Below are 6,624 nucleotides of genomic sequence, written 5' to 3'. Positions count from 1 at the left end.
CTGAAGCTCCGGCAGAAGATCGGAGGGCTTGGAAACGTGGAACGCGCCCGATGCGATGAACAGGATGTGGTCGGTTTTGACGGGGCCGTATTTCGTCGCAACGGTGGTGCCTTCCACCAGCGGCAGCAGATCGCGCTGCACGCCTTCGCGCGAAACGCCTGCACCGACGCCGCTCTCGCGGGTGGCGATCTTGTCGATCTCGTCGAGAAAGACGATGCCGTCGTTCTGCGCCGATTCCAGCGCCCGCTGAATCACCTCGTCCTGGTCGAGCAGCTTGTCGGATTCGTCGGCGATCAGCAGCTCGTAGGATTCCTTGACCGTGGTTTTCCGTTTCTTGGTCTGCTGGCCGCCCATGGCTTTCTGAAGCATGTCGTTGATGTTCAGGACACCGATATTCGCGCCAGGCATGCCGGGAAGCTCGAAACCCGGCATACCGCCGCCGGAATCGGAAACCTCCACCTCGATTTCCTTGTCGTCGAGCTCGCCATTGCGCAGTTTCTGGCGGAAGCTGTCCTTGGTGGCGGGGCTGGCGGTCTTGCCGACCAGTGCTTCGAGAACGCGCTCCTCGGCGTTCATGTGGGCGCGCGCCTTCACGTTTTCACGCATTTTCTCGCGCACAAGGCCGATGGAGACTTCCACCAGATCGCGGATGATCTGCTCCACGTCGCGGCCCACATAGCCGACCTCGGTGAACTTTGTCGCTTCGACCTTGATGAAGGGAGCGCCGGCGAGTCTGGCCAGGCGGCGCGAAATCTCCGTTTTGCCGACGCCGGTGGGGCCGATCATGAGAATGTTCTTCGGCATCACCTCTTCGCGCAGCTTCGGTTCGAGCTGCTGGCGGCGCCAGCGGTTGCGCAGCGCAATGGCCACGGCGCGTTTGGCGTCCTTCTGGCCAATGATGTAGCGGTCGAGTTCGGAGACGATCTCGCGCGGGGAAAATGTGGTCATGTGTCCGTCTCGTTGTTCTTGTCGTATTGCATGATGAGGACGCCTTCGGTGTGGCCCTCCAGATGAGGAACCGCGCGGAAACCGGCCTTTTCGTAGGCGCGCACGGCGCGACGGTTTTGCGGGTCCGGATCGATGATAATGTTGGCGTAACCCTCATCGAAAAGCCGGCGGACCATCTGTCTCACGGCACGGCTGCCGATACCTCGCGAAAGAAGCGAAGCCTCGCCTATGGTGAGATCCACACCCACGGCGTCTTTCGGCAATTCGGCCACCCATGGATCCTTCTCGAGAATCTCCGGACCGTTGTTGTCGGCGATGAACCAGTACTGGATATAGCCGACGGGGCGCCCGTCGAGCCGGATCACGAAAGGTCGCGTCGTGTCCCGCCCTTCCACCATATCGCGGATATGGGCCAGCTCGGTATTCGGATCGCCCCACCATTCGCGCACATGCGGCTGGCGGAGCCAATCGAGAATAAGTGGATAGTGCTCGGCCGTGACCGGAGCGAAGTCTATCCGGTCCTGTTCACCCGGCATCGAGGGTTTCCACCACGACATTATCATTGGTGTAGATACAAATCGATGCGGCGATCTCCATTGCCTTGCGGGCGATCTCTTCGGCGTCCTTGTCGGTATCGCTAAGCGCGCGTGCGGCGGCGAGCGCGTAATTGCCACCGGAGCCGATGGCCATGATGCCCTGTTCGGGCTCCAGAACGTCGCCATTGCCGGTCAGAGCCAGGGTGATGTTCTTGTCGGCCACGAGCATCATCGCCTCGAGTCGGCGCAGATAGCGGTCGGTGCGCCAGTCCTTGGCCAGTTCGACGCAGGCGCGCATCAACTGTTCGGGATACTGTTCCAGCTTGGCTTCCAGCCGCTCCAGAAGGGTGAAGGCGTCGGCTGTGGCCCCGGCAAAGCCGGCAATCACATTGCCCTTGCCGATGCGCCTGACCTTGCGCGCATTGCCCTTCATCACGGTATTGCCCAGGCTGACCTGCCCGTCGCCGGCAATCACCACTTTGCCGCCCTTGCGCACAGTGACGATTGTCGTGGCGTGCATGGATTTGTCTTCGCTCATCGCACACTCCTTTTCGCGCCGCCCGATTGAGGCACGGCACCGTCAGAGCGAATATGTAAGTTGAACAATGTGGAATGCAAACGCGACAGACGTGACCGGCGAACAGCGAACCCCCGTCCGCGCTCTTCGACAAGCTCGGAATGGCGGTGGTTGACGCAATGCGGATCAGGGTTGGAAGCATGACCGCTGAGGATCTAAGCATCGTGATTGCGGCAACGGTTCTGGTCTTTGCCGAAACATGCTGCTAGAAGGCTGGCCTTCCGAGAGCGCAAGGGGACAGACCATGGCTTCCAGCACGACGCGCACTGCCGAAATCAGCCGCAAGACCAACGAGACGGCCATTGCCGTCAAGGTCGGTATCGACGGTGAGGGCCGCTACGACGTGGCCACCGGCGTGGGCTTTTTCGACCATATGCTGGAACAGCTTTCTCGCCATTCGCTGATGGACATGACGGTCAAGGCCGAAGGCGACCTGCATATCGACGACCACCACACGGTCGAGGATTGCGGCATTGCGATCGGCAAGGCTATTTCCGAGGCGCTCGGCGAGCGGCGCGGCATCGCCCGCTATGCCTCGCTCGACCTGGCTATGGACGAGTGCCTGACGCGCGCGGCTGTGGATGTGTCGGGCCGCCCCTTCCTCGTCTGGGACGTGGCGTTTCCGACGCAGAAGATCGGCACGTTCGACACCGAACTGGTGCGCGAGTTCTTTCAGGCGTTTTCCCAGAATGCCGGCATCACCCTGCATGTGACCAATCACTACGGCGCCAACAGCCACCATATCGCCGAAACCTGCTTCAAGGCGGTGGCGCGCGTGTTGCGCGCGGCCTGCGAAGCCGATCCGCGCCAGCGCGATGCGGTTCCCTCCACCAAGGGCAGCCTGAAGGGGTAGGCCGATGGCGAGCTATGTGGTGATGGAACCGCCCGAGGGCGACCTGGAACAGGCGATCCTGGTGCGCGACGGTTTTGCGTTCATCGCGTTCATCGTGCCGTTTCTCTGGTTCCTGTGGCATCGTATGTGGTTGGAAGCGCTGGCAGCTCTGGCGGCAGCACTTCTCATCGGTGCGCTCGGCACGCTGGAAGGCTGGTCCATGCCTGCGACAATCGCCTCGCTTTGCCTCTCGCTGTTCCTCGCCCTGGAGGCGCGGAATCTGCGCGTCGCTATGCTCGAGCGACGCGGTTGGCGCGAATGGGGCGTGGTCGATGCCGACAATCGCGACGAGGCGGAAACCCGCTTCATGGCCGAACTGGTTTCTGCACGAAAAGTGCCGCCGAAGGAAACGCCGCCCCCTGCCCTGACAGACAGGCCGGTGCCGGCCAAAGGCACAGGCCACGGAGGCAGCGAACCGGCGCTCGGTCTCTTTTCCTACCCCGGAGCGCGCTGACGATGAAGGTTGCGATTATCGACTACGGTTCGGGCAATCTGCGCTCGGCCGCAAAGGCCTTCGAGCGGGCTGCGCGTGAAAACGGGATTGCGGCAGAGATTTCGGTGACGGCGCATGCCGACGCGGTGCGGGCCGCCGACCGCATCGTTCTGCCGGGCGTCGGCGCCTATGCCGATTGCCGGAAGGGGCTCGACGCGGTGCCGGGCATGGTCGAGGCGATCACGGATGTTGCCATCCATCAGGCGCGGCCTTTTCTCGGCATCTGCGTCGGCATGCAGCTCATGAGCGAACGCGGGCTGGAAAAGACGGTGACGGAAGGGCTCGGCTGGATTGCCGGAGACGTGGTGGAGATGACCCCGTCCGATGCGAATCTGAAGGTTCCGCAGATCGGATGGAACACGATTCACGTGAAACATTCGCATCCGCTGTTCGACGGAATCCCCACCGGGGCCGACGGTTTGCACGCCTATTTCGTGCATTCTTATCACCTGGCCGCCCGCAAGGAGGCCGAAATTCTGGCCGAAGCGGATTACGGAGGACCGTTCACCGCGGCCGTTGCCCGCGACAATCTCGCCGGCACACAATTTCACCCCGAAAAGAGCCAGGCACTCGGCCTGGCCCTGATCGCGAACTTCCTCAGGTGGAGACCTCGATGAGCACGACAATCAGGAAAGGCTACTGGATCGCGATGGTCGATATCGCCGATCCCGAGGGCTACAAGAAGTATATCGATGCCAATGCGAAGGCCTTCGAAAAATACGGAGCGAGGTTCCTTGCCCGCGGCGGACAACACACCGATCCCGAAGGGCCGGCGGGCGATCGGCAGGTGATTGTCGAGTTCAGCTCCTACGAGCAGGCGCTCGCCTGTTACCATTCGCCGGAATACCAGGAAGCGCTCGCGTTCCGGCTTGCCAATTCGACTGCCAGATTCACCATTATCGAAGGCGTCTGACACATGATTCTGTTTCCCGCCATCGACCTGAAGGACGGCCAGTGCGTGCGGCTAAAGCTGGGCGACATGGACCAGGCGACGGTCTACAACGCCGACCCCGCCGCTCAGGCCTGCTCCTTCGAGGAGCAGGGATTTGCGTGGCTGCATGTGGTCGATCTGAACGGCGCATTCGCCGGCGCGAGCGTGAACGGCGATGCGGTCGAGGCGATCCTCAAAGCAACGAAAAACCCGGTGCAGCTCGGCGGCGGGATCCGCACGCTGGCGCATATCGAGGCGTGGCTCGACAAGGGGCTTTCGCGCGTGATCCTCGGCACCGTGGCGGTGCGCGATCCGGAGCTGGTCAAGGAAGCCTGCAAGGCATTTCCGGGCAAGATCGCCGTCGGCATCGATGCGCGCGCCGGTAAGGTCGCCGTGGAAGGCTGGGCGGAGACTTCGGACCTTTCGGCGGTCGAGCTTGCGCGACGTTTCGAGGGCGCTGGCGTGGCCGCCATCATCTACACCGATATCGACCGCGACGGCGTTTTGACCGGCATCAACTGGGAATCGACCATCGAACTGGCCGACGCCGTTTCCATTCCTGTGATCGCTTCGGGCGGTCTCGCCTCCATCGCCGACATCGTCCGCATGACCATGCCCGATGCCGCGAAGCTCGAAGGCGCGATCTCCGGCCGGGCGCTTTACGACGGGCGGATCGATCCCGCCGAGGCGCTCCGGGTGCTTAGGAGAGAGGTTGCATGAGCGTTGACGGTCGCCTGAACCGGGCTCGCAAGAAGGCTAATCCCGCATGACACTCAAAGCCCGCGTCATACCCTGTCTCGATGTGAAGGACGGCCGCGTCGTCAAGGGCGTCAATTTCGTCGACCTGATCGATGCAGGCGATCCGGTGGAGGCCGCGAAGGCCTATGATACCGCCGGCGCCGATGAACTCTGCTTTCTCGATATCACCGCCTCCAGCGACAACCGCGAAACGATCTTCGACGTGGTGGCGGGCACTGCCGAGCAATGCTTCATGCCGGTGACGGTGGGCGGTGGCGTGCGCGAGGTCGGCGATATCCGCAAGCTGCTGCTGGCCGGTGCGGATAAGGTGTCGATCAACACGGCGGCGGTGAAGGATCCGGAACTGGTGGCGCGCGCGGCCGACAAATTCGGCAATCAGTGCATCGTCGTGGCAATCGACGCCAAGCAGGTTTCCGGCGAGGGCGAGCCGCTGCGCTGGGAGATCTTCACCCATGGCGGCCGCACGCCGACCGGTATCGACGCCGTGGAGTTTGCCCGCAAGGTGGTCGATCTCGGCGCCGGCGAAATCCTGCTCACCTCGATGGACCGCGACGGCACCAAGGCGGGCTACAACATTCCGCTGACGCGCGCGGTGGCCGACGCCGTGCGTGTCCCGGTCATCGCGTCTGGCGGCGTCGGCACGCTTGACCACCTGGTCGAAGGCGTTCGTGACGGCCACGCCGCTGCGGTTCTGGCCGCCTCGATCTTCCATTTCGGCACGTATACAATCGGCGAGGCCAAGGCGCATATGGCCGCTGCCGGCATTCCCATGCGGCTCGATCCCGCGCAGACCCCGGAGCAGGCATGAGCCAGTTCGATCTCGCCCGTCTGGAAGCCATCATCGCCGAACGCGCGCGTTCGGGCGACGGGAATTCCTGGACTGCAAAACTGTTCGCCAAGGGCACGCCCAAGGCCGCGCAGAAGCTCGGCGAAGAAGCCGTCGAAACGGTGATCGCCGCCGTGTCGCACGACAGGGACGAGCTGATTTCGGAAAGTGCCGATCTCCTTTATCATTGGCTCGTGGTTCTGACACTGGAGGGCGTTTCGCTCGACGAAGTGATGGCCGAGCTCGAAAACCGCACCGCGCGCTCGGGCATCGACGAGAAGGCATCCCGAAAGGGATAGATCGTTTCCGCTTCGGATGGCATCATCCGGTGTATGAACGACAGCCAGGGATCAAAGACAGCCATGGCGGCAAGGAAGGGGGCCGCAGACTTCATGGATCAGCTTGTCTCAGGGGAGAAATACTCCCCCTATCGCATTTTCAGCGCCGATAAATGGGCGCAGTTCCGTGCCGATACGCCGCTGACGCTGACAGAGGATGAAGTCCGGCGGCTTCGGTCTCTCAACGACCCGGTCGATCTCGAAGAGGTGAGCCGGATCTATCTTTCCATGTCGCGGCTTCTTTCGGCTCACGTGGAAGCCACCCAACTCCTGTTTCGCCAGAGGCAGGGGTTCTTCGATTCCGAAGACGTGGTCAAATCTCCC

General features: G+C 62.5%; 10 protein-coding genes and 1 pseudogene. 8 read left to right on the top strand and 3 right to left on the bottom strand.

Translation table 11 applies throughout. The features are described from left to right. The 3 genes from hslU to hslV all read right to left on the bottom strand — a co-directional run. Positions 1 to 948: ATP-dependent protease ATPase subunit HslU (hslU, locus tag QZ638_RS21770; protein ID WP_295814453.1), on the bottom strand; the 948-nt coding region annotated here is incomplete at its 3' end. Further along, complete coding sequence (locus tag QZ638_RS21765; protein ID WP_295814452.1) at positions 945 to 1,484, bottom strand: GNAT family N-acetyltransferase; 540 nt, start codon at positions 1,482 to 1,484, stop codon at positions 945 to 947. The genes hslU and QZ638_RS21765, both read right to left, overlap by 4 nt. Continuing rightward, the gene (gene hslV, locus QZ638_RS21760) at positions 1,474 to 2,022 is read right to left on the bottom strand and encodes an ATP-dependent protease subunit HslV (protein WP_295814450.1); all 549 of its coding nucleotides are present in this window, start codon (positions 2,020 to 2,022) and stop codon (positions 1,474 to 1,476) included. The genes QZ638_RS21765 and hslV overlap by 11 nt, the downstream gene beginning before the upstream one ends. Positions 2,023 to 2,305: 283 nt before the next feature. Between hslV and hisB the strand changes: the two genes are divergently transcribed. The 8 genes and pseudogenes from hisB to QZ638_RS21720 form a co-directional block, all read left to right on the top strand. After that, on the top strand, positions 2,306 to 2,914 hold the full coding sequence (gene hisB / locus QZ638_RS21755; RefSeq protein ID WP_295814448.1) for an imidazoleglycerol-phosphate dehydratase HisB: 609 nt from the start codon (positions 2,306 to 2,308) through the stop codon (positions 2,912 to 2,914). Positions 2,915 to 2,918: 4 nt separating this feature from the next. Beyond that, the gene (locus QZ638_RS21750; RefSeq protein ID WP_295814445.1) at positions 2,919 to 3,407 is read left to right on the top strand and encodes a DUF2628 domain-containing protein; all 489 of its coding nucleotides are present in this window, start codon (positions 2,919 to 2,921) and stop codon (positions 3,405 to 3,407) included. A gap of 2 nt (positions 3,408 to 3,409) precedes the next feature. After that, on the top strand, positions 3,410 to 4,063 hold the full coding sequence (gene hisH, locus QZ638_RS21745; protein WP_295814444.1) for an imidazole glycerol phosphate synthase subunit HisH: 654 nt from the start codon (positions 3,410 to 3,412) through the stop codon (positions 4,061 to 4,063). Then, the gene (locus QZ638_RS21740; protein WP_295814442.1) at positions 4,060 to 4,359 is read left to right on the top strand and encodes a DUF1330 domain-containing protein; all 300 of its coding nucleotides are present in this window, start codon (positions 4,060 to 4,062) and stop codon (positions 4,357 to 4,359) included. Before hisH ends, QZ638_RS21740 begins: the two co-directional genes overlap by 4 nt. A 3-nt stretch (positions 4,360 to 4,362) precedes the next feature. Further along, the gene (gene hisA / locus QZ638_RS21735) at positions 4,363 to 5,097 is read left to right on the top strand and encodes a 1-(5-phosphoribosyl)-5-[(5-phosphoribosylamino)methylideneamino]imidazole-4-carboxamide isomerase (RefSeq protein ID WP_295814440.1); all 735 of its coding nucleotides are present in this window, start codon (positions 4,363 to 4,365) and stop codon (positions 5,095 to 5,097) included. Positions 5,098 to 5,143: 46 nt separating this feature from the next. Beyond that, positions 5,144 to 5,944 carry an imidazole glycerol phosphate synthase subunit HisF gene (gene hisF, locus QZ638_RS21730; protein WP_295814434.1) on the top strand — a complete coding sequence of 267 codons (801 nt, stop codon included), beginning with the start codon at positions 5,144 to 5,146 and terminating at the stop codon, positions 5,942 to 5,944. Next, positions 5,941 to 6,261: a phosphoribosyl-ATP diphosphatase gene (locus QZ638_RS21725; RefSeq protein ID WP_295814431.1), complete on the top strand. Its 321-nt coding sequence runs from the start codon at positions 5,941 to 5,943 to the stop codon at positions 6,259 to 6,261. The genes hisF and QZ638_RS21725 overlap by 4 nt, the downstream gene beginning before the upstream one ends. A 93-nt stretch (positions 6,262 to 6,354) precedes the next feature. Continuing rightward, positions 6,355 to 6,624, top strand: a pseudogene (locus tag QZ638_RS21720) (type I pantothenate kinase); the annotation flags it as partial.

Origin of the sequence: uncultured Nitratireductor sp. (assembly GCF_913053745.1) — a bacterium.
Taxonomy (GTDB): domain Bacteria; phylum Pseudomonadota; class Alphaproteobacteria; order Rhizobiales; family Rhizobiaceae; genus Nitratireductor.
Note: the sequence above shows the minus strand (reverse complement) of the source record. Positions and strands in the feature narration are given on the sequence as shown.

Bases quoted from the DNA above. Each gene is read 5' to 3' on its own strand.
- QZ638_RS21740 (WP_295814442.1), top strand. From the start codon at position 4,060: ATGAGCACGACAATCAGGAAAGGCTACTGGATCGCGATGGTCGATATC.
- QZ638_RS21750 (WP_295814445.1), top strand. From the start codon at position 2,919: ATGGCGAGCTATGTGGTGATGGAACCGCCCGAGGGCGACCTGGAACAG.
- hisH (WP_295814444.1), top strand. From the start codon at position 3,410: ATGAAGGTTGCGATTATCGACTACGGTTCGGGCAATCTGCGCTCGGCC.
- hisB (WP_295814448.1), top strand. From the start codon at position 2,306: ATGGCTTCCAGCACGACGCGCACTGCCGAAATCAGCCGCAAGACCAAC.
- QZ638_RS21725 (WP_295814431.1), top strand. From the start codon at position 5,941: ATGAGCCAGTTCGATCTCGCCCGTCTGGAAGCCATCATCGCCGAACGC.
- hisF (WP_295814434.1), top strand. From the start codon at position 5,144: ATGACACTCAAAGCCCGCGTCATACCCTGTCTCGATGTGAAGGACGGC.
- QZ638_RS21765 (WP_295814452.1), bottom strand. From the start codon at position 1,484: ATGCCGGGTGAACAGGACCGGATAGACTTCGCTCCGGTCACGGCCGAG.
- hslV (WP_295814450.1), bottom strand. From the start codon at position 2,022: ATGAGCGAAGACAAATCCATGCACGCCACGACAATCGTCACTGTGCGC.
- hisA (WP_295814440.1), top strand. From the start codon at position 4,363: ATGATTCTGTTTCCCGCCATCGACCTGAAGGACGGCCAGTGCGTGCGG.